The sequence below is a fragment of the Thioalkalivibrio sp. ALJT genome (genome assembly GCF_000381825.1).
Lineage (GTDB): Bacteria > Pseudomonadota > Gammaproteobacteria > Ectothiorhodospirales > Ectothiorhodospiraceae > Thioalkalivibrio.
In genome coordinates, this window is the sequence record NZ_KB907126.1 from 25,003 (window position 1) to 48,436 (window position 23,434).

Here is a 23,434-nt window from a genome sequence, read left to right on the forward strand (position 1 = left end):
CGTGTCTCCCGGTGGGCTGGCTAGCGGCGGACTGCGCCGAGCAGTGAATCGAACAGCGAATTACTGACCGAGATGACCTGGGCCGCCGCCTGGTAAGCCTGCTGGTAGCGGATCAGATCCGCCGCCTCTTCATCCAGATTGACGCCGGACACCGCCTCGCGCTGGGCCCGTGCCTGTTCCAGTTGCGCATCCGCGGACTCCTGCGCAACCTGGGCCTGCCGCGTGCGGGTCCCGACCTGCGCCAGCAGGCTGTTGTAACCATCACCGAACGTACGGTTGCCCCCGACCAGGCGCTCGTCCGCAAGGTCGTTCATGGCCAGCATGTTGCGATTGTCCCCGGGGAAGCCCTCATTGCTGCCCACTTCGAAGACATCCCCGTCCGCGGGCGTCCCGCGGATCTCCATCTCCCAGCCGTTGGCGCTGACCGTGGTGACCCCGTCCGGATCCAGCGCGAAAGTCTCGCCGTTGACCTCGAATGCCTGCGCCGCAGCATCGAATGTCACCACCGCATCATCCAGCAGCTGCGGGGCATCGGCATCGACAGCCCGTACCGATGCAATGCGGGCGCTGCCCGTGTTGTCCTCGTCCTGATCGGCGCGGACGGCCGCGGCCGCCGCGATACCCGCGGGATCGGTCATCTCCACCGCGAGATCCCGTGCACCGGCCCGGCTGGGCTGGATCCGCCACTGATCACCATCCACGGCCCCGGCCAGTCCGTCGACGTCAATGATCAGACCATCGACCGGTTCCGCAACACCGTTGCCATCGAGAGTGAGGGTCGTCGTCTCGCCATCCGCCAGCCGTGTCAGCTGGTAGTCAGCACCATCAAAGCCGAGCCGGTAATCCGACGTCGTCAGATCGCGGGTATCACCGAAGCTGACCTCGGGATTGGCGCCCGCGGCATTGCCCGGAAACGCGCGCACCGCTGGCGCACCAATATCAAAGATATCGGCGCCCAGTGCACCGTTCTGGTCCAGGCCCAGGTTGTTCTGCTGATTAAACTCCGCACCGATGCTGATCGCCAGCCGGCCGAGGGTGTTACGGGCCTCGTCGATGACCCCCGTTCGCGTTTCCAGCAGCGCGCCCAGTTCGCCCCCCTGGACAAAGCGCGAGATGTTCACCGGGTCCCCGCTCGTGGCCAGTCCGATATCCGGGGCACGCGGGTCGCCGGTCAGGGGCTCCGCCACCAGCTCGCGATTATCGCCACCCAGCACCAGCGCCTGGCCGTTCCCCACGAACACGTTGACCGCTCCATCGTCCTGTTCGGTCACGCGCACATTGACCTTCTCGGCCAGTTCGTTCAGCACGCGATCGCGTTGGTCGAGGAGGTCATTGGGGGCCCCCTGCGTGGACTTCGCGACGATCTCGCGATTGAGGCCCGCGACCGCTCGGGTCAGCGCATTGGTCTCCTCGACATTGGTGCGGATCTGGCCGTTGAGGATGTCGCCCTGCTCTTCGAGCCGCTGATCGATGGAGCGGAAGCGTTCGGCCAGCGACTCGGACTCGGTCAGGAACACCGTGCGCGCAGCGCTGGAGGCAGGGTCGTTCGCCAGGTCCTGGCCGGCGTCGAAGAAGTCCTGCAGAACCGGGGCAAGCCCGGAACTGGAACTGCCCAGCAGATCGTCGATACGACCGGACAGCGCGGCCCGCAGCTCCGCATTGGATTGCGCCGAGATCGAATTGCGCAGCTGCGTATTCACAAAATCGTCCGAGATGCGGCGAACCGTGTCCACCTGCACACCCTGCCCCTGGAAACTGCCCCCGAGGAACTGCGGTTTCAGATTGGACAGCTCGGTGCGCTGGCGGCTGTAACCTTCGGTCGCGGAGTTGGCGATGTTGTTGCTGGTGGTGCCGATCGCACGCTGGAACGCCAGCAACGCGGAGGTACCAATACCGGATGCACTCATGCGGTACCCCCCCGGCGGCAGGCCGGTTCAGAGATTCGATTGTGGCGCGTGTTGTTCATGCCCTACCCCTCGTGACGGGTAACGGCCGCCGCGGCCGTAACTTGAGTCGCTCCGTCGCTCTGATGCGTGGCGAGCTGGTCCCGTACCCGCAGAACCTTGTCGGCATAGGCCGGGTCCGTCGCGTAACCCGCCGCCTGCAACTCACGGATGTACTGCGCATCATCCCCGGCCTGCAGGGCCCGGTGATAGCGCGGATTGTTGCGAATGAACTCGACATAATCGGCAAACGATTCCGCCGGATCGGCATAGGCACGAAAACGCGCCTGCTCGCGCTGCGCGACACCGTCTCGAAACTCCAGCGTACCCACGGAGACACTGGCCCCGTCCCAGCGGCTATCGGCCTTGATACCGAACAGGTTAAAACTCGGCTGGCCATCGGGCCGGGTCGGCACATGACGGCCCCAGCCCGTCTCCAGCGCACTCTGTGCGAGCAAGATGCCCGGCTCGATGCCCAGTTCCGCCGCCGCATCACGCGCCATCGGCTCCAGGGTCTGCACGAACTCGGCCGGATCCTGTGGCGGCCAGGCCACCGGGGTCGGCGTCGGCGCCTGTTCCACTTCGGGACGGTTCGTTACTTCGGTGGCAGACGCGGGCTGCTGCGGCCCCACCGGCGGCAGCTCCGGTGCGGCGTCGCCCCGGGGGGCACGCAGGGTATCCAGTTCCGCTCGCCGCCGCGGCAGCTCGAGCGCGGCCTGGCGCTCGGGGGCATCCGGGGCCTCGGCATCAACGGGCTGCTGCGCCGAGAGCTGGCGCATCAGGGCGTCGCGCAGGCCGATCCCTTCGCCCTGGCTCATGGCCCTGGCGAATTCCTGGTCCTGCATCTCCAGGTACATCCGGCTCTGGTCGTTATCGAACAGGCCATCGCCCAGCGAGGCCTCCCGCATCTGCTTCAGCATCTGCCCGATCAGCATGGCCTCGAACTCGCGGGCAACCCGCTCCAGCCCCTGCTGATCGCCCGCACGCGCGCCGCGCGCGAGGTCCTGCAGCCCGCCAGGGTCTGCCGCCAGGGCCGCACGGGTCTGCATCCGGGTATCGACGCCCGAGTCGATCATCAGATCACCACCAGCTCCGCGCGCAGCGCACCCGCCTCGCGCAGGGCCTCCAGGATCGCGACCAGATCCCCCGGCGCCGCACCCACGTTGTTCACCGCGCGCACGATCTCGTTCAGCGAGGTGCCCGGATCGAACAGGAACATGGTGTTGTCACCCTCTTCGATCGCGATATCGGTATCCGGCTGGACCGCCGTCTCGCCCTCGGCCAGGGGGGCGGGCTGCACCACCTGTGGTGCCTCGCTGATGGTCACGGTCAGGCTGCCGTGGGAGACCGCAGCCGGAGTGACCTGCACGCTGGACCCGATCACCACAGTCCCGGTGCGCGAGTTGACGATCACCCGTGCCGGCGGCGTGCCCCGTTCGATGGGCAAGTTCTCCAGCTCGGCCACGAATCCGACCCGATGGTCCGGGTTCGACGGCGCACGCACGCGTACGGATGAACCATCCAGGGCCTGGGCCACGCCCTGGCCGAAGGTATCGTTGACCGTCTCCACCAGGCGGTTAGCCGTCGTGAAATCCGGTCGATTAAGATTCAGGGTCACGTACTCGCCCTGAGCAAAGGCGGTGGGGACCTCGCGCTCGACCGTCGCCCCGTTGGGGATGCGCCCGACGCTGGGCACGTTGACCGTAATGCGCGAACCATCCGTCCCTTCCGCACCGAAGCCACCCACGACCAGGTTGCCCTGGGCAATGCTGTAGGTCTGCCCGTCGGCGCCCTTGAGCGGCGTCATCAGCAGCGTACCGCCCCGCAGACTGGTCGCATTACCCATGGAGGACACGGTCACGTCAATGCGCTGCCCGGCCTTGGCGAACGGCGGCAGTTCGGCCGTCACCATCACCGCCGCCACATTGCGCAGCTGCGGATTTCCGGCATCCGGTGTGAGCCCCAGTTGCCCCAGCATGTTGTTCAGGCTCTGTACGGTGAACGGGGTCTGGGTGGTCTGGTCCCCTGTCCCGTCAAGCCCGACCACCAGGCCGTAGCCGATGAGCTGGTTGTCCCGGACGCCGGAAATACTGGCCACGTCCTTGACCCGTTCCATGTAGTTGCGCTCCTGCAGCGCGGCCTGTTGCTGGATGGCGGTCTGGGCCGACACCGAGGCGTTGCCCAGACCGGCCACCAGGAGTACGACCAGAACCAGCAGCAGCGCCCGGCGCCAGTCACCGGACCACCGGGCCCACGGGCCGGAACCGTGTTGCTTGAGGGGGATGGAATCCATGTCGTACCTCGCCGCCGTCATGCCGGATCAGAAGGGCCACATCGGGCTGTTGAAGAAGCGGGTGATCCAGCCGGGGGTATTGCTGTCCGCCAGCACGCCGGACCCGCCGTAGTACACCCGCGCATTCGCGACCTGGGTCGAGAGCACGGTGTTGTTCGTGGTCACGTCCACCGGACGCACGATGCCGCGAAAGCGCACATATTCCTCGCCCTGGTTAATGCCCAGCCACTTCTCGCCCTGGATCACCAGGTTCCCGTTCGGCAGCACCTCGGCCACGGTCACGGTGATCTCGCCGTCCAGCTGATTGCTCTGGGCAGAATCCCCGGAGCCCCCGAAACTGCGCGAGCTGGAATTGCTGGCGCCGAACAACGGGCGCCCGTTGAGGGTGGCATCGCGTCCGAAGGCCGTGAGATTGCCCAGTTCCAGATCGGCATCCTTCGAGGTAGAGGTGGAAGCCGACTTCTGCGCCTGCGTGCTCTCGGCCAGGATCACGGTGAGGATGTCGCCGACATTGCGCGCCTTGTAGTCCTCGAACAGGCCCTGGGAATGGGCCGCCTGATAAATGCCACCGTTGTTCTGCGCCTGCGGAACCGGCTGCGCCGGCATCACCGGGTGGTAGGCAGGGTCGTCCCCCGGCTGGGTGGGCTGAGTGGCCGCGCAGGCCGACAGCAGCAGGGCCATGCCGGCGGCGAGCGCGGGGCGAAGCAGGTGTCGGGGGCGATTCATCCCGTCACCCGATCGTCTGGTTGACGAACTGCAGCGACTGGTCGGCCGCGGAGATCGCCTTGGAGTTGACCTCGTAGGCGCGCTGGGTCTCGATCATGTTGACCAGCTCCTCGGCGATGTTCACGTTCGAGGTCTCGAGCATCCCCTGGATCACGGTGCCGGTGCCATTCAGCCCCGGCAGGGACTGCTGTGCGACCCCCGAGGCCGCGCTCTCGCGAAACAGGTTCTCGCCTACGGCCTGCAGACCGGCCGGGTTCACAAAATCCGCCAGCTGGATGTTCCCGAGCTCCACCGGCGCCGCCTCGCCCGGGATCTGCGCGCTCACCGTGCCATCCTTGCCAATGGTCAGCGACTGGGTATCCTCCGGCACGAACAGGCCCGGCTGCAGGGGGTAGCCGTTGGACATCACGACCTGGCCATCCGAATTCAGCTGGAAACTGCCGTCACGGGTGTAACCCACGTTGCCGTCCGGTAGCAGGATCTGGAAGAAACCGCGGCCCTCGATGGCGATATCCAGCGAGTTGTCCGTCTGCTGCAGATTGCCCTGCTCGAACATCTTCTCGGTGGAGACGGCGCGCACCCCGGTGCCGATCTGCAGGCCCGACGGCAACTGCCGATCCTGAGTGGCCTGGGCACCCGGCTGGCGTACCGTCTGATAGATCAGATCCTCGAATACCGCACGATCTTTCTTGAAGCCCGTGGTATTCACGTTGGCCAGGTTGTTCGAGACCGTCGACATGCGCGTGTGCTGCGCGTCGAGGCCGGTCTTGGCGATCCACAGTGCCTGGTTCATGGTGTTCTCCTGTTTTCTCTCAAGTGCCGCGCGAGGCCCCGGCGATTAACCGAGGCCCAGCAGGCGGTTACTGCTCTGTTCCAGCGAGTTGGCGCTGTCCATCATCTTCACCTGCATCTCGAAGTGACGGGACAGCTCGATCATTCGTGTCAGCGCCTCCACGGTGTTCACGTTGCTGCCCTCCAGCATTCCCGAGACAACCCGGACTGCGGCATCGGCGGGCGCAGCGCCCCCGTCCGCCAGGCGGAACAGGCCGTCATCCCCGCGCTGGAGCGTCTCCGTGTCCGGATTGACCAGGCGGATGCGTTCCACCGCCGCCAGGGCCTCCGGCCCGACGCCCAGAGGTTGCACACTGATCGTGCCGTCGGTACCCACTTCGATCTTCTCCGCCGGCGGGATGGCAATCGGTCCCCCGTCCCCCAGAACCTGATGCCCCTGCGCCGTGCGCAGCAGGCCGAAGGCATCCACGTGCAGGGAGCCGGCGCGGGTGTAGCCTTCTTCGCCATCGGGCCCCTGAACCGCGATAAAGCCCTCGCCATCGATGGCGATATCCAGGTCGCGTCCGGTGCTCTTCATCACGCCCTTGCTGAAATCCACCGCCTCGTTGCCCACCTGGGCGTAGTCACGCGAGGCATGGACCGGACCTCGCACCGGTGCGGTATCCGCCGTGGCCAGCGCTTGGCGGAAACCATCCGTGTTGGCGTTGGCCAGGTTGTGGTTATTGATGGCCTGTGCGTGCATCGTCTCCTTCGCACCGGACATCGCGATGTACAGAAATCGATCCATGCTCAAGCCCTCACCGTTTATTTATCCGATATTTAGCGGATATTGATGATTGTCTGCGTGATCTGGTCAGCCGTGGAGATCGTCTGCGCATTCGCCTGGAAGTTGCGCTGCGCAGTAATCAGGTTCACCAGCTCCTGGGCAATATCCACATTGGCGGCCTCCAGTGCCCCCGCCTGAATGGTCCCCAGGTTGCTGGTGCCAGGGGCCGCCAACACGGGATCACCCGCGGCAAAGGTCTCGGCCCAATTGTTGTTACCCAGCTTTTCCAGTCCCTGCGGATTGGTGAAATTGGCCATCGCGACCTGCCCGAGCACCCTGGATTGCCCATTGGTGAAACGGGCGAACACCACCCCCGAGTCATCGATATCCACGCCGGTCAGGCGTCCGGAGGCGAAACCGTCCTGGCTCAGGTCGTTCACCGCGAAGTCACCGCCAAACTGGGTCGTACCCCCGAAATCGAGCTCGGTGTCCAGACCGGCCGCGCCATTGGGGAAGTCGGGGGTGGTGAGGTTGAACGTGGTAGGTTCCTCCAGCGTTCCGGAATTGTTGAACGACAGGTCGAACGGCCCTGCGTCAAAGGCCACCGGGTCGCCGGCGGCATCGACACCCGCCTCGACCCGGGCGTGGGCCTGCCACTCAAGGTCGGCCGTCTTGACGAAGAAGAGGTTTGCATCCCTGGCCGTTCCGAGAGAGTCGTACACCGTCAAGGCGGTCGAAAAGTTGTAGGTATCCGGATCCGCCGCATCGAAAAGGGCGGGATCAAGGTTTTCTGCGTCCGAACGAAGATTGACCAGGGCCTCGATCTCGCCGGTCGCCTGCGGGTCCGCATCGCCCGTCTGCAACCGAATGTCATTAAGCTGCCCGGTATTGAATTCCGGGTCTGCCGCACTCGCATTCTGCGGCGGATAGCCCTGTAACTGCTGCCCCTGGTTGTTCACCAGAAAGCCGTCACGGTCTACCTGAAACTCGCCGGCCCGCGTGTACACGGTGTTCCCCTGATCATTAAGGACAAAGAAACCCTCGCCGTTGATCGCCAGATCCAGGCCGTTCTCCGTGAACTCGGTCCGCCCCTGCGAGAACTGCTGGGTGACCGCCTGCAGCCGGGTCCCGGACCCGATCGCGGTCTGGCTGATGCCCCCGAAGGTCTGGGCGAAGACATCACCGAACTCCGCACGCGAACGTTTGAAGCCCGTGGTCCCCGCGTTGGACACATTGTGACCGGTCGTCTGCAGGTCGGCCTGGGCCGCATTGAGTCCGCTCAATCCGATATTGAAGGGCATGGGTGATTCCTCCGTTAAGGTTTATGCGCCGCCGACCGGCCGTCAGCCGCCAATACGTCGTACATCCGCAAAGCTGATCTCGCCCAGACCCTGCACGGTCAGTGCCAATCCGGCGTCCGGGTCCATCGCAACACTCTCCACGCGGGCATCGAGAAAGGTATCCACGGCCTCCGCCTGCGTTCCGGAACGCGCCGTGGCCTTGAATTCGTAGACGCCCGGGGGCGCCAGGGTCCCGTCGTCACGCTCGCCATTCCAGGCAAACTCCTGCAGGCCGCTGCCGGCCGCCCCCAGGTTCATGCGGCGGATGCGTTCTCCATTCGGGCTGTAGACATCGATCTGCAACTCCTCCGTGGAACGCTCCAGGTCGACCGCCCCGTTGAGACGCCCGTCAGGACCCAGCTCGCCAAACTCCACGGGGACCAGCACATCCTTGCCCACCAGCGAGGCCGCCTGCAGGGTCTGGTTCTGCCCCAGCGACTGCGCCAGCTTCTCGAACGACTTCGACAACTGCTCAATCCCGGTCACCGTCGAGAACTGGGCCATCTGTCCCAGGAAATCGCCGTTTTCCATAGGGTCCATCGGGTCCTGGTTCTCAAGCTGGGTGGTCATCAGCTTCAGGAAATCCGATTGGCCCAAACGGTCCATCTCGCCTTCCGGCTTCTTGTCAGGACGCGAAAGGCCGAGACGATCCAGCAATTCGGGGGATATCTGTGTCATGGTGAATTCCTCTAGCCCTGGCCGATCTGCAATGTGCGCTGGAGCAGCTGACGCGAGGTCTCCATCACCTCCACGTTCGCTTCGTAATTGCGCGAGGCAGACATCATGTTCGCCATCTCCTCGACCACGCTGATGGCCGGCCGGAAGATATAGCCCTCCTCGTTCGCCTGCGGGTGATGCGGCTCGTAATGCGCATGCGGTGCCGCCTGCGACTCGGTAATACCCGCAACCCGCACGGACGTCGCCGCACCATTGGGGCTGGCCTGGTCCATCACGCTCTGAAACAGCACCTGCTTGGCGCGATAGGCCTCATCCGGGTTGGTGGCCGCCGTGTTCGCATTGGCCAGGTTGGAGGCCACGGTATTCAAGCGCACCGACTGCGCCGACAACGCCGAGGCAGAAGTATTGAAGAGGCTGAAAAGGTTGCTCACGACATCGATCTCCCGTTCCGATCCGGCTTAACGATCGCCACGCAGGGCCTCGCGGATACCGGACACCCGGCGGTTAAGAAATTCGAGACTGCTCTGGTACTGGACGGCGTTCTCCGCAAAGGCCGCTCTCTCCATCTGCGGATCAACCGTGTTGCCATCCAGCGACGGCTGTGACGGGACGCGATAAAGCGCTTCCACGGACCCGTTCATGCCGCCAGCGCCGGGATCCAGGTGGGCCGCCTGGCTGCGCGCCAGGGGCAAGGTGTTGCCGCCACCGGCAGCCGCCTCGAGCACCGCGCGGAAATCGATGTCACGTGCCTTGTAGTTCGGGGTATCGGCGTTGGCGATGTTGGATGCCAGCAGCTCCATGCGCTGAGCGCGTACGTTGACTGCCTGCGGCAGAATCCCCATTGCCTTGTCCAGAGAAAGACTCATCGCTATCTTCCCGGCCGCCTCTGGCGGTCTGTTGTTGCGAATGCGGGGCGCAACGACGGCCCCTTGCAGGAGGATTGATGCAAGGGGTATGCCAGGAACTCAAGGGAAGGAATGCGAGCAAACGCTCCAGACCGGTACGGGACACTCGCCTGGACTGCGATTGCGACTGCGGTGCCATTGCGGCACCGGGCTGCAGATTCAGGATTTGACGCGCAGAACCGAGCCGTATTCGGTGCGAACTGTCTCGAAGGCGTCGCTGTAGGGGCCTGCCGTCTCGGAAGCGCCAAGAAACAGATAACCACCGGGGTTCATCTGCCGCGCAATACCGTCAAGAACCTGTCGCTTGGTGTCAGCGGAAAAATAGATCAACACGTTGCGGCAGAACACCAGGTCGAACTTGCCCAGGGCGGTGTAGCGATCGACCAGGTTGAGCTTCTGGAAGCGACACCGGCGCTGCACCTCCGGAATCACCCTGTGGCCGTCCGCCACCTCCTCGAAAAAGCGCGCCCGGCGCGCCTCGCTCAACCCGCGCACGATGCTCAGACCGTCGTAGACGGCTCGACGCGCATCCTCGAGCACCTGTTCCGACAAATCCGTACCGAGGATGGAGACCGGCACCTTCCGCGGCGGCCGTGACTCCTCCCATTCGGAGACCACCATCGAGATACTGTAGGCCTCCTGGCCGCTGGAGCAGGCCGCCGACCAGACCTTGATGCTGCCCCCGCGAGCCGAGAGTTCCGGCAACAGCACATGGCGCAGGATCTCGAACGGAAAGCCATCCCGAAACCAGGAAGTCTCGTTGGTGGTCATCGCGTCGATGACGCGCGTGCGCAGCCGCGGGTTGGGCGACTGGCGCATCGCCCTCAGCAGTTCCGGAACACTCTCGAAGCTGAACTCTTCCAGCAGCCGCGACAGGCGGCTGGACACCAGGTACTGCCGGCTGTCACCCAGCACCAGGCCGCAGCAGTCCCGCAGGAAACGGGAGAATTCTTCGTAGTCGCGGGAATCGATCACTGGTTCATCCCTGAGCGCAGTCCAACATGCTCTGTCGAGACGGATTCATGTACACGCTCGCGGCACCCCGGGCCTTCCGAGGCCCGAAGCGCTGCGCAGCCGGCAGTGGCTCTACTCGCCCGTTGTTGACGGATGCGGGCCGGAACCCGGGATCGGGCAACCCCGGGAGCCTGTCGGGTCTGGGTGATCGTCGCGAGCGTTGCGGGGGCGCGAGGCCCGTTTTTCGGTCTCGCGAGGCGCAGGGTGAAACCATGTAACGCGAGAGCGAGAAAAGGGACCGCTGTCCCGCACACGCAGCGGTTCCGTCCCCAATCCGACAGGCCTCCGGGTACCAGCCCCGGCGATTCGAGCACGAGTGTGTACATGAACCGTTTGATTCCTTCGTAATGGATGATGACGCGTTCCCGACAAAACCGTGCGCGGCCACAAGCCACTCAGTATACGGGGTCCGGCGCGGTGCGGCACGGGGCCTGCGGCGGCACAAACCGGCCAGCGCACGCCGGTCGGCGCTGACCCGGCGGCAATCCGCCGCCGCTTGCCGGGGCTCATCCGGGGGGCCGGTCCGGATGCCGGGTCTGGTCCAGCACGGCAACCGCCAGTTCGTCCGGGTCGAATTTCGACAGGAACGCGTCGGCACCGACCCGTCGAACCATATCCGTATTGAACTCTCCGCTCAACGAGGAATGCAGCAGGATCTTCAGATCCTGCAGCTCCGGGTTGTCCCGAATCCGCGTCGTCAGCGTATAACCATCCATACGCGGCATTTCGATATCGGAGATGATCAGTTCCACCACATCCCGCACCGGGCCCTCGGCTGCGGTCTGCTCGAGAAACTCCAGCGCCTCCAGTCCATCCTTGAAGGTCTGGTAATCGAAACCCAGGCCCTGGATCGCGCCTTCGATCTGCTTGCGCGCGACCACCGAGTCATCGACGATCACGATCTTGCGTGCCTGCTGACTCGCCGCATCCTCGCGGAGTGATGCCGACACCTCGGTCGGTAACGGGTTGACGATCGACAACACACGTTCAACATCGATGATCTCGACCAGCTTGTTGTCGATTTCCGTGACCGCAACCAGGAACGAATCCGTCCCGGTACCGCGCGGCGGGGATTTCACGTCCTGCCAGTTCACGTTGACGATCCGGTCCACCGCAGACACCAGAAAGCCCTGGATCGCGCGGTTGAATTCGGTGACCACCACCTTTTGACCGGCGCCGGTATCCGCTGCTGCCGCGCCGCGCAGCCCCATCGCCCGCGCCAGGTCGATGATCGGCACTGTGCGGCCGCGCAAGGTCGCGACACCCCGTACCAGGCTCATGGAACCGGGGAGCTGGCGTAGCGGCGGCGACGGGATCACCTCCCGCACCTTGAACACGTTGATCCCGAAGGCTTGCGACCCACCGAGGTGGAACAGCAACAGTTCCATCCGGTTCTGCCCCACCATCTGCGTGCGCTGATTCACATCGTCAATGAATTGACTCATCCTGCCGCTCTCCTTGTCCCGCAGCGCCAACGACGCAGGCAATCCTCGAAACCTCAGTGTGCACCGAGCGCGGCATGCCTGTCACCGCAAGTCCCGTCACGGTCGGCCTGCCCCCGCCCTATCCCGATAACGGCCGCCCCTGCCGGGGCTTGAATCCACGCCATCGCCGGTACTGGCACAACATCTGCATGCCTTGAAACAAGAGGAGAACGTGCAGTGACGGGTTCCCTGCGACAACACCCGCCGGCCACCAGGCCGCTGCAGCTTCGCGACCGGCAGACAGGAACCGGATATGAACACATCAGCCCCAAAGAACGCCGCGCGCGCGCCCTGGACAGCCCTCGGCCTGTGCCTACTGCTGTTACTGTCTGCCTCGGCGAAGGCCGAGATCCACCCGGTGGCGGATATCCGCCTGGCCGCCGAAGCGTTCCTGATGCAGCAGTTGGAGGCCGACGCGGACGCCGATATTCAGATCGAGATCGGGCAGCTCGACAACCGGCTACGACTGGCCTACTGCCATGAGGGTCTGAACGCGAGCTTTCCGCCAGGCGGCCGCCGCGAAGGCAATACCGCCATCCACCTCCAGTGCGCAGGTCCGGTCACGTGGCAGCTCTACGTACCCGCCACGGTAGAACGCCATGCCCGTGTCCTGGTCGCCAACCGCAGCCTGCCGCGCCAGCACGTCCTGACCGCGGGCGACCTGCGCTTCCAGCGCATTGAGACATCGCGTCACGCCGGCAGCTATCATGAAGACAAATCCGAACTGGTGGGACAACAGACCCGCCGCAATATCCGGTCCGGCCAGATCATCGGCACCCAGCATGTAACCCAGCGCGAAATCATCAGCCGCGGTCAGCGTGTCACGATCCTGGCAGAGAACGGCGCCATCGCGATTCGCATGCAGGGAGAGGCGCTGGAAAACGGCACCCTCGGTGACCGCATCCGGGTCAAGAACACCTCTTCCGGGCGCGTGGTGGAAGGCGAGATCCAGGCCTCCGGAGACGTCCGCGTCGCGCTATGAATCATCGTCATGTGACGCCCGTTCCATAATGAACGCCATCGGCACTACAGTTTCAGTGTACGTAGCCGTTAACACCTGCAGCACAGTTACAACGACAGGACTTCACCATGGATATCAAGGGCCTCAACTCGAACAACCTGCGCCCGGACAGCCCGAGTACCTCGGTGAAAGGCCGCGAGCCCACGGACCGAGCCTCCAGCCAGCCCCAGGGCGCGGGCAACGCCCCCGTGGCGGGCGACGACTCGGTCGCCCTCACCAGCGCCGCCAAGGCCATGAACGCCGCCGGCAGCAATACCGCCGCGCCGTTTGATGCCGCGCGCGTGGCCGAACTGCGCGAGGCCATCGCGAACGGCAACTATCCGATCGACAACGAACAACTGGCCGACCGCATGATCGACCTTGAACGCATGCTGCGCTAACTCCATGAATGCCGACACGCGCCAACGCCTGCAACACTCCCTGGAGACCTCGATCCGTCTGGCTCACCAGCTCGAGGATACCCTGCTCCAGGAAACCCGCGCGGTCGAGGGGCGCGAGCCCGAGACCCTGCAAACCGTCGTCGCCAGCAAGCAGGCACTCTTGCAGGAACTCGAGGCCGAGACCCGCCAACAGCAACAAATCGCCGAATCCGAAAACGAGGTCTTCACACCTGCCGGCATGGCACGCCTGCTCTCGCGACTCGACGACACTGCGACCCTGGACGACCACTGGCAGGCCCTGCGCCAGTCCATCGAACGCTGCAACACTCTGAACCAGGGCAACGCCCGCCTGATCGAACGCGATCGCCAACGCGTGGAACTGTCCATGCAGATCCTGCGCGGCGAAGACGTTGGCCCCGCCACCACCTACGACCCCTACGGCCGCACGCGCCCTAACAACCGGGGTGGGCGTCCGATCACTCAGGCCTGATGGATTTCTGCTCGCGACCGCTGGCTTTCCGAGCCACGCCTGAGTACCTTGCGCCCTGACATCCACCTGACGTTATGGACGTATGGACGAAACCGAATACACGGTCGATCACCCTGCGCGCATTGCCGCGATCCTCAAGGATCTGGACCACAAGCTCACCCTGATCAGCGTGCGGCTCACCGAAGACGGCCCGCTGTTCGGGTCGGCACTGGTCCGCCTGGACCCGACGGCCAGGGAGATCTTTCTCGACGAATTGACCCCTTCCCGGGCCCACGAGCATGTGCAAACGGGGCAGGCATTGCGCGTGTTCGCAGCCCTGCGCGGGATTGCCGTGCGTTTTTCCAGCACCGTCACACGAATCGAGCAGGAAGCACAGGGCGCACTCTATGTATGCCCCTATCCGGAATCGCTGTACTACCTGCAACGAAGAGAGACGTTTCGTGCGCATATCCCGATGGCCGAGCGCCCCGCGGTCGAACTGTCCAGCCAGGGCTGGTCACAACCGGTCATTGGTGAGCTCACGGACCTGTCCGCCTGCGGTATGTGCATCGAACTGCCGACCACGACCCTGGACACGCTCAAGGCCGGGAGCCCCACCAGCTTCTCCAACCTGTTGCTACCGGAAGTCCGCGAACGGCTGTCCGGCCAACTCCAACTGGCCAACCGCCGTCGGAGTGTTCGCGATGGCTACGAATCCGCCGGCTTCGAGATTGTCGGATCGGACCAGTGGCTGGAACGCCAGATCAACATCGCCCTGCTCTACTATCAGCGTGAAGCACGGCGCCGTTCCATGGAATGAACCACACCGTGGCGCCGATCAATCATATGCCGCGCACAAAAAAGGCCGCTTGAGCGGCCTTTCCGGTTCCTGCGATTTTGGTCGGGACGGCAGGATTTGAACCTGCGACCCTCTGCACCCCATGCAGATGCGCTACCAGGCTGCGCCACGCCCCGAAGCCGCGAATCATAGCGGATTATCGCCCTTCACGAAAGCTCCGACGGCAATTTTCCGACCTTTCCCGGGAAGCACGTGATCCATGTGCACACTCGCCGCGCGTCCGTGACTGCAGGAAACCCGACGCCTCCCAACGCATACGGGATCCGGCGGTTTCAGACCCGCAGCACCTTCAGGATCGATTCGAGTTCGGAGATCGTGTCCTGGATCACCTGCCGGGCGTGCTGCCGATCGTCCTTGGCCTCGTCACCAGAGAGCTTCTGGCGGGCACCGTTGATGGTGTAGCCCTCTTCATACAGCAGCGTGCGAATCTGACGGATCAGGATCACATCCTGGCGCTGGTAATACCGCCGATTGCCGCGCCGCTTGACCGGCTCCAGCATCGGGAACTCCTGCTCCCAGTAGCGCAGCACGTGCGGCTTAACCTGGCACAGTTCGGCGACTTCGCCAATCGTGAAGTACCGCTTGCCCGGGATTGCCGGGAGTTCCTGATGGTTACTCGCCTCCAGCATAGCTTTCTACCCGCTCGCGCAGCTTTTGGCCGGGGCGGAAGGTCACCACGCGCCGGGCCGAAACCGGGATCTCTTCCCCCGTCTTGGGATTGCGGCCGGGCCGCTGATTCTTGTCGCGCAGGATGAAGTTTCCGAAGCCGGAGAGCTTCACGCCCTCGCCCGCTTCCAGCGACTGGCGCATCTCCTCGAAAAACATCTCGACGAATTCCTTGGCCTCGCGCTTGTTGAGACCGAGTTCTTCATTCAGCGCGGCGGCCAGATCCGCCTTGGTTACAGCTGCCATTGGCTATTGCCTCAGGGTTGCGTTGAAGCGGGCCTGAAGATGCTGCACCACCGCCGCGGTGACACTGGCCACATCCTGTTCATCTAGGGTGCGATCAAAAGCCCGTAAAATCAAGCCCAAAGCAAGGCTTTTTTCTTCCGGATTCAGGCCCTTGCCACGGTACACATCGAACAGACGAACGTCCTGCAGCAGCTCCAGCTCGAGCTCGTCGATCGCCGCCAGCACTGCACCGGCCGGGACCGAATCCGGCACCACCAGTGCCAGATCGCGGCGAATGGACGGATACGCCGACAAGGCCCGGAACTGCGCCACCGGCGCCCGCGCCACAACGGTCGCGTCGAGGTCGAACAGATACACCGCCCCCACATCGAAGCGCTCGCACAACCTCGGATGTAACCGCCCAACCCAGCCGACCGGCTTGCCATCCAGCCGCACGCGGGCCGATTGTCCGTCATGCAGGGCAGGATGTCCCTCCGCAGAAAAGTCCAGCGTTCCCTCTGCTTGCGCACATAACGTCTCGACCACGCCCTTGGCATCAAAGAAATCGTACCGGCGGCGTTCCCCTTCCCAAATCTCCGGACGGGTATAACCTCCCAGAAGTCCCGCCAGCCGCGGTTCCTGGCGCAGGCCAGATGCATCCGGAACAAAGCGCAAACCCTGTTCAAACAGTCGCAGATCGCTTTGCTGCCGCGCCTGATTATAGGCCGCGGTGGTCACCAGTCCGGGCCACAGGCCCGGGCGCATCACCGCCAGATCCGCCGAGATCGGATTGGCCAGGGCCAGCGGCTCCACCTCGGGATAGAAGGCCTGCGCGACCTCGCGCGCAATAAAGCTGAAGCTGATCACCTCGTGGAACCCGCGCCGCGCCAGCCCCGAACGCAGGGACCGCAGGCCGTCGGTCGTGCCCGCCGGACCCACCGGCTGCGGCAGCGTCTGGGGCAGCCGGTCATAGCCATGTACCCGCGCCAGCTCTTCAATCAGGTCCTCCTCGCGCGCCAGATCGAAGCGGGCCCGCGGCGCATGCACCGTCCAGCCCTCGGCACTGCCCTGAATCCGGCAATCCAACGCCGCGAGGATGCGTTCCACCTCGTCCTGCGCCAGCGCCACACCGAGCAGGCGCTCGATCCGTTCGGGGCGCAGCGCAATGGCCTGCTCCGCATGGGTCGTCGGGGCCTCGCCGCACTGGACGACCGGCCCGCACTGGCCACCGCAGATCTGCAGAAGCAGGCTCGTCGCACGCTCCATCGCCGCAGGCACCAGCGTCGGATCGACGCCGCGCTCGAAGCGATGCGAGGCATCGGTATGCAGGCCGTGGGCGCGGGCCCGGCCGGCCAACGCCCGCGGAGTGAAATGGGCACATTCCAGCACCACCCGCGTCGTGGCATCGTCCACCGCACTGGCGGCCCCGCCCATCACGCCGGCCAGGGCCTGTGGCTCGGCGTCGTTCGCAATCACCAGGTCCTGCGGCGCAAGCGTCACGGTCTGATCGCCACCCAGCAGCGTCAGGCGCTCCCCTTCACGCCCCCGGCGCACTCGAATGCGATCCCCGACCCGTTCCGCATCAAAGGCATGCAGGGGCTGCCCCAGTTCCAGCATCACGTAATTGGTGACATCGACAATCGCGCTCAACGGACGCACACCGGCGCGCCGCAGCCGCTCGCGCATCCACAACGGCGTGGCCGCCCTGGCATCGAGGCCCTCCAGCACGCGCGCGGCATACAGCGGACAGGCCTCGGCATCCTCGACTTCCACCGCAACCTGCGCAGCGCCTGCGACCGGTGCGGCCTCCACCCCAGCGGCCTGCAGCGGCCGGTCCAGGAGCGCCGAGCACTCGCGGGCAATCCCGCGCATACCGAGGCAGTCAGCGCGGTTCGGGGTCAGATCAACCTCGAGGATGGTGTCATCCAAACCTAGCGCGGCGCGCAGATCCGCACCGGCTTCGAGCTCCGGAGGCAATGCCATCAACCCCTCGGCGTCTTCGGCAAGTCCGAGCTCCCGAGCCGAACACAGCATCCCCGCAGAGGCGACGCCGCGCAGTTTCGATTTCTTGATCTTGAAGTTGTCGGGCAGCACCGCGCCGACCACCGCGACCGGTGCACGCATCCCCTCGTGTACGTTGGGGGCCCCGCAGACGATCGTCAGCGGTTCGTCGCCCCCCGCATCGACCCGGCAGACACGCAGGCGATCGGCGTCCGGATGGGGTTCCACCGCAAGCACGTGCCCCACCCGCACACCGGTAAACGCCGGGGCCGCCGCCTCCATCGCATCCAGTTCCAGACCCGCCATGGTCAGGCGGTGGCCCAGTTGTTCCGGGGTCTCATCAAACTGCAGCCATTCCTGCAGCCATTGCACACTGATACGCATTAGCCTGTCTGCCCGAATTGCCCGATAAACCGGATGTCGTTGTCAAAGAACAAGCGCAGATCATTCACGCCGTGGCGCAGCATCGCCATGCGCTCGACACCCAGGCCAAACGCAAAACCGGTGTACTGCTCCGGGTCGATGTCGACATGGCCCAGTACGTTCGGGTGCACCATGCCGCAGCCCATCACCTCCAGCCAGCCGGTATGACTGCACACTCGACACCCCTCACCGCCACAGTGCACACACCGGATGTCGACCTCGGCGGAGGGTTCGGTAAACGGGAAGTACGACGGCCGGAAACGCGTGGCCAGATCGTCACGGCCGAAGAAACTCTGCAGGAAGGCACTCAGCACACCACGCAGATCCGCGAAGGTGATGTCGGTATCCACGCACAGACCTTCCACCTGGTGGAACATCGGGCTGTGCGTCAGATCGGAATCGCAGCGGTAGACCCGCCCCGGCGCAATCACCCGCAGCGGCGGTTTCTGCTGTTCCATGGTCCGGATCTGCACCGGAGAGGTATGCGTGCGCAGTACCCGGTGGGCATCAAAGTAGAACGTGTCGTGCATCGCCCGCGCCGGGTGATGCTCGGGGATATTCAGGGCTTCGAAGTTATGGAAGTCATCCTCCACCTCCGGCCCCTGCGCCACCTGAAAGCCCAGCCCCGCGAAGAATGACTCGATCCGCTCCAGCGTCTGCGTGATCGGGTGCAGGGCCCCGTCCCACTGCGGCCGCCCGGGCAGCGTCACGTCGATACGTTCACGCGCCAGCTGCTCCGTCAACGCGTTCTGCGCCAGCGCATCCTTGCGGACGTCGATCAGAGCGGCCACCTCGGTCTTGGCCTCGTTGACCCGTTGCCCGGCAGCCGGGCGTTCCTCCGCCGACAGCTTCCCGAGCTCCTTCAACTGGGCCGTAATCGCGCCCTTCTTGCCGAGGTAGTGAACCCGAACCTCATCCAGCGCCTTCAGGTCCGTGGCGGCCTCGATGCGGTCGCGGGCCTCGGCGACAAGCTGTTGCAGTTGCTCCACGTGCGTTCCCCGAAAATGGCGGATGGCGGCGACCCGCCATCCTGGTATTCCGTGTTCCCGAAACAAAAAAGGGAGGGCGTCGACCCTCCCCTTTTCGGGACCCGCCAGGTGTGGCCCGGCGAGTAATCCTTGCAGGACCTCGTCAGGCCGGCAGTGCGGCCTTGGCCTTCTCGGCGATCTTGCCGAAGGCGGTCAGGTCGTGCACGGCCAGATCGGCGAGACTCTTGCGGTCGATCTCGATCTCGGCCTTCTTCAGACCCGCCATCAGGCGGCTGTAGGACAGATCGAACTGGCGGGCCGCCGCATTGATGCGGACGATCCACAGCGCCCGGAACTGGCGCTTCTTCTGGCGACGGTCACGGTAGGCGTACTGGCCGGCCTTGATGACGGCCTGGTTGGCAACGCGGAAGACGTTCTTCCGGGCGCCGTAATAGCCCTTGGCCTGCTTCAGGACCTTCTTGTGACGGGCGTGAGCGGTTACACCGCGCTTGACTCGTGGCATGTCTTTCTTCCTCGGTCAGATCAACGGTACGGCAGCATTTTGCGCACGGAGGCAACATCAACCTCGTGCACCATGGCCGGACTGCGCAGTTGACGCTTACGCTTGGTGGATTTCTTGGTCAGGATGTGGCTGCGGTGCGACTGAAACCGCTTGAACTTCCCGGACCCGGTACGGGCGAAGCGCTTGGCCGCACCCCGATTGGTCTTGATCTTCGGCATTACTCTCTCCGGCATTTGGAGTCGTACCCAATTCGGGCCGACCGTTTATGGGAGGACCGGCAGGTATGCGGAGACCTGCGCGATCCTTGTTGCCTGACCGGCCTACTTCTTCTTGCCGGTCAGCACCATGATCATCTGGCGACCTTCCATCTTCGGGCGCTGCTCAATGACCGCGATATCGGCCATATCCTGCTCGATCTTGTCCAGCAGTTCGCCGCCCAGCTCCTGGTGGCGCATCTCGCGACCACGGAAGCGGATGGTCACCTTGCCCTTGTCACCGGCCTCGATGAAGCGGCGCAGGTTGCGAAGCTTGACCTGGTAGTCGCCCTCGTCCGTACCCGGACGGAACTTCACTTCCTTGATCTGGATCTGCTTCTGCTTCTTCTTGGCTTCCTGCGCCTTCTTCGCCTGCTCGAACTTGTACTTGCCGTAGTCCATGATCCGGGCTACGGGGGGCTCGGCATTGGGCGAGATCTCGACCAGGTCCAGACCGTTCTCCGCGGCCATTTCCAGGGCCTCTGCCGTCCTGCAGACACCGCGGTTCTCGCCCTCGGCGTCGATCAATCGAATCTGCGGACACGTAATCTGGTCGTTCAGACGGACCGTTTTCGCTGCGCTAATAGCCTTTTCTCCAGTTCAAGTCAGTGATGACGACCGGCAACCTCCTCCCGGAGGCGCTCGCCGAAGTCCTCAACGCTCATCACACCAAGGTCTTCACCGCTTCGCGTGCGCACCGCCACCTGGCCGTTTTCCATTTCCTTGTCTCCAAGGACCAGCAGATACGGCACGCGCTTGAGCGTGTGCTCGCGAATCTTAAAGCCGATCTTCTCGTTTCTCAAGTCTGCCTCGACGCGGAAACCCTTGTCACGCAGCGCCTTGGTCACTTCCTCGGCGTAGGCATCCTGGCGCTCGGTGATGGTCAGCACCTCGGCCTGCACCGGGGTCAACCAGGTCGGGAAGTGCCCGGCGTAGTGTTCGATCAGCACGCCGAAGAAGCGCTCCACCGAACCCAGCAGCGCACGGTGGATCATGATCGGGCGCCGCCGCTCGTTATCTTCGGCCACGTATTCCATGTCGAAGCGCTCGGGCAGGTTAAAGTCCAGCTGCACCGTGGAGCACTGCCATTCGCGGCCGATCGCGTCGTGGATCTTGATGTCGATCTTCGGGCCGTAGAAGGCGCCGCCGCCCTCGTCCACCGAATACTCCAGCCCCTTCTTCTCGATGGCGGAGCGCAGTGACGCGGTCGCGTGCTCCCAGATCGCGTCGGAGCCGACCGCATCTTCCGGTTTGGTCGAGAGGTTCACGTCGAACTTCTCGAAGCCGAAGGTCTGCAGGACCGCCAGCGTCAGGTCGATGACGGCCATCACCTCGGCCTCGATCTGGTCCTCGCGGCAGAAAATATGGGCGTCGTCCTGGGTGAAGCCGCGCACGCGCATCAGGCCGTGCAACGCCCCGGACATCTCGCGGCGATACACCGTGCCCATCTCCGCCCAGCGCAGCGGCAGGTCGCGGTAGGAGTGCAGCCGGTCCTTGTACATCAGCACATGGAACGGGCAGTTCATCGGCTTGAGCTGGAAGGCCTGGTGTTCGTCCTCCATCGGCTCGTACATGGATTCCGAATAGAAATCCGCGTGGCCGGAGGTCTTCCACAGGTCCAGGTTCGCGATATGCGGCGACACGACGAAGTCGTAGCCGGCCTTCTCGTGCATGTCGTACCAGTACTTCTCGATCTCGCGGCGGATGCGCGCGCCCTTCGGGTGCCAGAACACCAGGCCGCCGCCGGCCTCGTCCTGGATCGAGAACAGGTCCAGCTCCTGGCCGATCTTGCGGTGATCGCGGCGCTCGGCTTCCTTCAGGCGTTCCAGGTACTCCTTCAGCTGGTCCTTGTTCGCCCAGGCGGTGCCGTAGATGCGCTGCAGCATCTCGTTGTCGGAGTCGCCACGCCAGTAGGCACCGGCCACCTTGGTCAGCTTGAAGGCCTTCAGCTTGCCGGTGGACGGGATATGCGGGCCGCGGCAGAGATCAACAAAGTCGCCCTGCTTGTACAGCGAGATGTTCTCGCCCTGCGGGATCGACGCGATGATCTCCGCCTTGTACGCCTCGCCCATGTCGCGGAAGTACTTCACCGCCTCGTCGCGGTCCATCAGCGAGCGCTCCACCGGCAGGTCCTGCTTGGCCAGCTCCTTCATGCGCTTCTCGATCTTTGCCAGATCCTCCGGCGTGAAGCCGCGGTCATAGGCAAAGTCGTAGTAGAAACCGTTCTCGATGGTCGGCCCGATGGTGACCTGCGCGTCGGGAAAGAGCTGCTTGACCGCCTGCGCCATCAAATGCGCGGTCGAATGCCGGATGATCTCCACCCCCTCCGGGTCGCGGTCTGTGACGATCGCGAGCTCGGCGTCATCGTCGATCTCGTGGCGGGCATCCACCAGCTGGCCGTTCACCTTGCCGGCCAGGGTCGCCTTGGCGAGGCCCGGACCGATGTCCTTGGCGACATCCAGCACGGTGACCGGGTGATCGAACTCGCGGCGGCTGCCGTCGGGGAGGGTTACTGCGGGCATTGCGAGGCTCCTTCGCCGACCCATACGCGGGGTCGAACGTCGCGTTTGAAAAAACGTTTAAAAAAAGGATTGCCGGAAACGACAACGGCGCGCAGCGTAGCACACGCCCCGCGCCGTCGGCAGGTTTCCCGGCCCGCTGCCGGGATTCCTGGAGGCCGACTTACATGTTGCCTTCGATGAACAGGTAGGTCCGGTTCACGTTCGGGCGGTGCCAGTCATCGTAGTGACGCAGATGCTTGAACTCGTCCAGGTCCGCGAGTCGGTCCACCACCTCGCTCAGGGATTCCCAGTCTTCGATCCCCGCGCGTACTTCGCGCACCAGCAGCTCGAGGTAATCGCCGGTGTCCTGGCGTGCCTCGGCCATGTCCGTCGCGCGACCATGCCCTGGCACCACGATCTCAGGGTCAATGGACTCCAGGTGCCGGAAGGCCTCCAGCTTTTTCACCGGGTTGCTGAACGGGTGGATGCCCAGCATGCGCTCGGTGTAGACGATGTCACCGGTGAAGACGACGTCCTCGCCCGGCAGGTGGACCATGATGTCACCCGGGAAATGGGCATCCCCGGCATAGATCAGTTCGAAGTCCACGCCGCCGACTGTCAGGGTGTGGTCCTCGGCATCAATGGGGTTCGGTGCCGGAACCGGCTCGGTCCCCTCCATCGCCCCCTCACCCACGGCGTTGGCCAGCGAGGCAATCTGCCCCTCGCCCCGCTCGGCCTGGGTACTCGCCGTCCGCTGCAGCGCCACCAGCTCCGCACCCTGATCAAGGAAGTACCCGTTCCCCAGCCAGCGATGGTCCTGCGAGCCCACGGAGATCACGTGCGTGATCGGCTGGTCGGTCACGCCGGCAATCGCCTTTTCCATGCGCTGGGCCACCTTGTAGCTCGGCCCCGAATCGATCAGCACCACGCCCTCGTCCGTGACCACAAAGCCGGTGTTGTTGGTGAACCCCACATTGACCGGCGAGCGGTTCTCGAGCGAGCCGTAGAAGTAATAGACCCGGTCGGTCAGCTGGATCGGCTCCAGCACCTTTTCGATTGGGCGATCCAGCGGCGCGTCCTCCGCCTGCACCGCTATGCCGAGCCCCATGAGACTCAGCGCGAGAAGCGCCGCCTGACCCTGACGCAGAAAAACATTCAATGCCATCTGATGGTTACCCCCTGGACCTGGTCACGCACTTGGCG

General features: G+C 64.4%; 25 protein-coding genes and 1 tRNA gene. 4 read left to right on the forward strand and 22 right to left on the reverse strand.

Annotated features, from left to right (window positions below; genetic code table 11):
- Positions 1–20 precede the first annotated feature (20 nt).
- The 12 genes from flgK to G332_RS0107920 form a co-directional block, all read right to left on the reverse strand.
- Complete coding sequence (gene flgK / locus G332_RS0107865; protein WP_026340703.1) at positions 21–1,907, reverse strand: flagellar hook-associated protein FlgK; 1,887 nt, start codon at positions 1,905–1,907, stop codon at positions 21–23.
- Between the two features lie 62 nt (positions 1,908–1,969).
- The gene (flgJ, locus tag G332_RS0107870; RefSeq protein WP_019626452.1) at positions 1,970–3,019 is read right to left on the reverse strand and encodes a flagellar assembly peptidoglycan hydrolase FlgJ; all 1,050 of its coding nucleotides are present in this window, start codon (positions 3,017–3,019) and stop codon (positions 1,970–1,972) included.
- Positions 3,019–4,236, reverse strand: coding sequence for a flagellar basal body P-ring protein FlgI (locus tag G332_RS0107875; RefSeq protein WP_019626453.1), 1,218 nt, complete (start codon positions 4,234–4,236; stop codon positions 3,019–3,021). The genes flgJ and G332_RS0107875 overlap by 1 nt, the downstream gene beginning before the upstream one ends.
- 27 nt (positions 4,237–4,263) lie before the next feature.
- Complete coding sequence (gene flgH, locus G332_RS0107880) at positions 4,264–4,962, reverse strand: flagellar basal body L-ring protein FlgH (RefSeq protein ID WP_019626454.1); 699 nt, start codon at positions 4,960–4,962, stop codon at positions 4,264–4,266.
- Between the two features lie 4 nt (positions 4,963–4,966).
- Positions 4,967–5,755, reverse strand: coding sequence for a flagellar basal-body rod protein FlgG (flgG, locus tag G332_RS0107885; RefSeq protein ID WP_019626455.1), 789 nt, complete (start codon positions 5,753–5,755; stop codon positions 4,967–4,969).
- Between the two features lie 45 nt (positions 5,756–5,800).
- Entirely contained in the window at positions 5,801–6,541 is a 741-nt protein-coding gene (gene flgF / locus G332_RS0107890; protein WP_019626456.1) for a flagellar basal-body rod protein FlgF, read from the reverse strand.
- Between the two features lie 32 nt (positions 6,542–6,573).
- On the reverse strand, positions 6,574–7,821 hold the full coding sequence (gene flgE / locus G332_RS0107895) for a flagellar hook protein FlgE (protein WP_019626457.1): 1,248 nt from the start codon (positions 7,819–7,821) through the stop codon (positions 6,574–6,576).
- 42 nt (positions 7,822–7,863) lie between these two features.
- Entirely contained in the window at positions 7,864–8,538 is a 675-nt protein-coding gene (locus G332_RS0107900; protein ID WP_019626458.1) for a flagellar hook assembly protein FlgD, read from the reverse strand.
- Positions 8,539–8,549: 11 nt separating this feature from the next.
- A complete protein-coding gene (gene flgC / locus G332_RS0107905; protein ID WP_019626459.1) occupies positions 8,550–8,969 on the reverse strand; it encodes a flagellar basal body rod protein FlgC in 420 nt (139 codons plus the stop codon).
- A gap of 27 nt (positions 8,970–8,996) precedes the next feature.
- Positions 8,997–9,404: a flagellar basal body rod protein FlgB gene (gene flgB, locus G332_RS0107910; RefSeq protein WP_019626460.1), complete on the reverse strand. Its 408-nt coding sequence runs from the start codon at positions 9,402–9,404 to the stop codon at positions 8,997–8,999.
- Between the two features lie 198 nt (positions 9,405–9,602).
- Entirely contained in the window at positions 9,603–10,418 is an 816-nt protein-coding gene (locus G332_RS0107915) for a protein-glutamate O-methyltransferase CheR (RefSeq protein WP_019626461.1), read from the reverse strand.
- Between the two features lie 545 nt (positions 10,419–10,963).
- Positions 10,964–11,902, reverse strand: a complete 939-nt coding sequence (locus G332_RS0107920; RefSeq protein WP_019626462.1) for a chemotaxis protein — start codon at positions 11,900–11,902, stop codon at positions 10,964–10,966.
- Positions 11,903–12,194: 292 nt separating this feature from the next.
- On the opposite strand from G332_RS0107920, the gene flgA reads away from it, so the two are divergent.
- The 4 genes from flgA to G332_RS0107940 all read left to right on the forward strand — a co-directional run bounded on the left by flgA (position 12,195) and on the right by G332_RS0107940 (position 14,631).
- On the forward strand, positions 12,195–12,923 hold the full coding sequence (gene flgA / locus G332_RS0107925) for a flagellar basal body P-ring formation chaperone FlgA (protein ID WP_019626463.1): 729 nt from the start codon (positions 12,195–12,197) through the stop codon (positions 12,921–12,923).
- Positions 12,924–13,030: 107 nt separating this feature from the next.
- Complete coding sequence (gene flgM, locus G332_RS0107930; protein WP_019626464.1) at positions 13,031–13,342, forward strand: flagellar biosynthesis anti-sigma factor FlgM; 312 nt, start codon at positions 13,031–13,033, stop codon at positions 13,340–13,342.
- A gap of 4 nt (positions 13,343–13,346) precedes the next feature.
- Positions 13,347–13,832 (forward strand): flagella synthesis protein FlgN, encoded by a 486-nt coding sequence (locus G332_RS0107935; RefSeq protein ID WP_019626465.1) that lies wholly within the window; start codon positions 13,347–13,349, stop codon positions 13,830–13,832.
- Between the two features lie 82 nt (positions 13,833–13,914).
- Positions 13,915–14,631, forward strand: coding sequence for a flagellar brake protein (locus tag G332_RS0107940; protein WP_019626466.1), 717 nt, complete (start codon positions 13,915–13,917; stop codon positions 14,629–14,631).
- A 78-nt stretch (positions 14,632–14,709) separates the two neighbouring features.
- On the opposite strand, the gene G332_RS0107945 is transcribed toward G332_RS0107940, so the two are convergent.
- The 10 genes from G332_RS0107945 to G332_RS0107990 form a co-directional block, all read right to left on the reverse strand.
- A tRNA-Pro gene (locus G332_RS0107945) sits at positions 14,710–14,786 on the reverse strand.
- A gap of 156 nt (positions 14,787–14,942) precedes the next feature.
- Positions 14,943–15,299 carry a MerR family transcriptional regulator gene (locus G332_RS0107950; RefSeq protein WP_019626467.1) on the reverse strand — a complete coding sequence of 119 codons (357 nt, stop codon included), beginning with the start codon at positions 15,297–15,299 and terminating at the stop codon, positions 14,943–14,945.
- A complete protein-coding gene (locus G332_RS0107955; protein WP_018873335.1) occupies positions 15,283–15,582 on the reverse strand; it encodes an integration host factor subunit alpha in 300 nt (99 codons plus the stop codon). Before G332_RS0107955 ends, G332_RS0107950 begins: the two co-directional genes overlap by 17 nt.
- Positions 15,583–15,585: 3 nt before the next feature.
- Positions 15,586–17,946 (reverse strand): phenylalanine--tRNA ligase subunit beta, encoded by a 2,361-nt coding sequence (gene pheT / locus G332_RS0107960; protein ID WP_019626468.1) that lies wholly within the window; start codon positions 17,944–17,946, stop codon positions 15,586–15,588.
- Positions 17,946–18,974 carry a phenylalanine--tRNA ligase subunit alpha gene (gene pheS, locus G332_RS0107965; RefSeq protein ID WP_019626469.1) on the reverse strand — a complete coding sequence of 343 codons (1,029 nt, stop codon included), beginning with the start codon at positions 18,972–18,974 and terminating at the stop codon, positions 17,946–17,948. The genes pheT and pheS overlap by 1 nt, the downstream gene beginning before the upstream one ends.
- Positions 18,975–19,116: 142 nt before the next feature.
- Entirely contained in the window at positions 19,117–19,476 is a 360-nt protein-coding gene (gene rplT / locus G332_RS0107970; protein ID WP_019626470.1) for a 50S ribosomal protein L20, read from the reverse strand.
- Between the two features lie 20 nt (positions 19,477–19,496).
- Positions 19,497–19,694: a 50S ribosomal protein L35 gene (rpmI, locus tag G332_RS0107975; RefSeq protein WP_019626471.1), complete on the reverse strand. Its 198-nt coding sequence runs from the start codon at positions 19,692–19,694 to the stop codon at positions 19,497–19,499.
- 102 nt (positions 19,695–19,796) lie between these two features.
- Positions 19,797–20,315, reverse strand: a complete 519-nt coding sequence (infC, locus tag G332_RS0107980) for a translation initiation factor IF-3 (RefSeq protein WP_081619784.1) — start codon at positions 20,313–20,315, stop codon at positions 19,797–19,799.
- A 20-nt stretch (positions 20,316–20,335) separates the two neighbouring features.
- Positions 20,336–22,252 carry a threonine--tRNA ligase gene (thrS, locus tag G332_RS0107985; protein ID WP_019626473.1) on the reverse strand — a complete coding sequence of 639 codons (1,917 nt, stop codon included), beginning with the start codon at positions 22,250–22,252 and terminating at the stop codon, positions 20,336–20,338.
- A gap of 160 nt (positions 22,253–22,412) precedes the next feature.
- Complete coding sequence (locus G332_RS0107990; protein WP_019626474.1) at positions 22,413–23,396, reverse strand: MBL fold metallo-hydrolase; 984 nt, start codon at positions 23,394–23,396, stop codon at positions 22,413–22,415.
- Positions 23,397–23,434: the final 38 nt, after the last annotated feature.

Coding starts and splice junctions, on each gene's coding strand:
- flgK (WP_026340703.1), bottom strand. CDS start 1,907: ATGAGTGCATCCGGTATTGGTACCTCCGCGTTGCTGGCGTTCCAGCGT.
- flgJ (WP_019626452.1), bottom strand. CDS start 3,019: ATGATCGACTCGGGCGTCGATACCCGGATGCAGACCCGTGCGGCCCTG.
- G332_RS0107875 (WP_019626453.1), bottom strand. CDS start 4,236: ATGGATTCCATCCCCCTCAAGCAACACGGTTCCGGCCCGTGGGCCCGG.
- flgH (WP_019626454.1), bottom strand. CDS start 4,962: ATGAATCGCCCCCGACACCTGCTTCGCCCCGCGCTCGCCGCCGGCATG.
- flgG (WP_019626455.1), bottom strand. CDS start 5,755: ATGAACCAGGCACTGTGGATCGCCAAGACCGGCCTCGACGCGCAGCAC.
- flgF (WP_019626456.1), bottom strand. CDS start 6,541: ATGGATCGATTTCTGTACATCGCGATGTCCGGTGCGAAGGAGACGATG.
- flgE (WP_019626457.1), bottom strand. CDS start 7,821: ATGCCCTTCAATATCGGATTGAGCGGACTCAATGCGGCCCAGGCCGAC.
- G332_RS0107900 (WP_019626458.1), bottom strand. CDS start 8,538: ATGACACAGATATCCCCCGAATTGCTGGATCGTCTCGGCCTTTCGCGT.
- flgB (WP_019626460.1), bottom strand. CDS start 9,404: ATGAGTCTTTCTCTGGACAAGGCAATGGGGATTCTGCCGCAGGCAGTC.
- G332_RS0107920 (WP_019626462.1), bottom strand. CDS start 11,902: ATGAGTCAATTCATTGACGATGTGAATCAGCGCACGCAGATGGTGGGG.
- flgA (WP_019626463.1), top strand. CDS start 12,195: ATGAACACATCAGCCCCAAAGAACGCCGCGCGCGCGCCCTGGACAGCC.
- flgM (WP_019626464.1), top strand. CDS start 13,031: ATGGATATCAAGGGCCTCAACTCGAACAACCTGCGCCCGGACAGCCCG.
- G332_RS0107935 (WP_019626465.1), top strand. CDS start 13,347: ATGAATGCCGACACGCGCCAACGCCTGCAACACTCCCTGGAGACCTCG.
- G332_RS0107940 (WP_019626466.1), top strand. CDS start 13,915: ATGGACGAAACCGAATACACGGTCGATCACCCTGCGCGCATTGCCGCG.
- G332_RS0107950 (WP_019626467.1), bottom strand. CDS start 15,299: ATGCTGGAGGCGAGTAACCATCAGGAACTCCCGGCAATCCCGGGCAAG.
- G332_RS0107955 (WP_018873335.1), bottom strand. CDS start 15,582: ATGGCAGCTGTAACCAAGGCGGATCTGGCCGCCGCGCTGAATGAAGAA.
- pheT (WP_019626468.1), bottom strand. CDS start 17,946: ATGCGTATCAGTGTGCAATGGCTGCAGGAATGGCTGCAGTTTGATGAG.
- rplT (WP_019626470.1), bottom strand. CDS start 19,476: ATGCCACGAGTCAAGCGCGGTGTAACCGCTCACGCCCGTCACAAGAAG.
- rpmI (WP_019626471.1), bottom strand. CDS start 19,694: ATGCCGAAGATCAAGACCAATCGGGGTGCGGCCAAGCGCTTCGCCCGT.
- thrS (WP_019626473.1), bottom strand. CDS start 22,252: ATGCCCGCAGTAACCCTCCCCGACGGCAGCCGCCGCGAGTTCGATCAC.
- G332_RS0107990 (WP_019626474.1), bottom strand. CDS start 23,396: ATGGCATTGAATGTTTTTCTGCGTCAGGGTCAGGCGGCGCTTCTCGCG.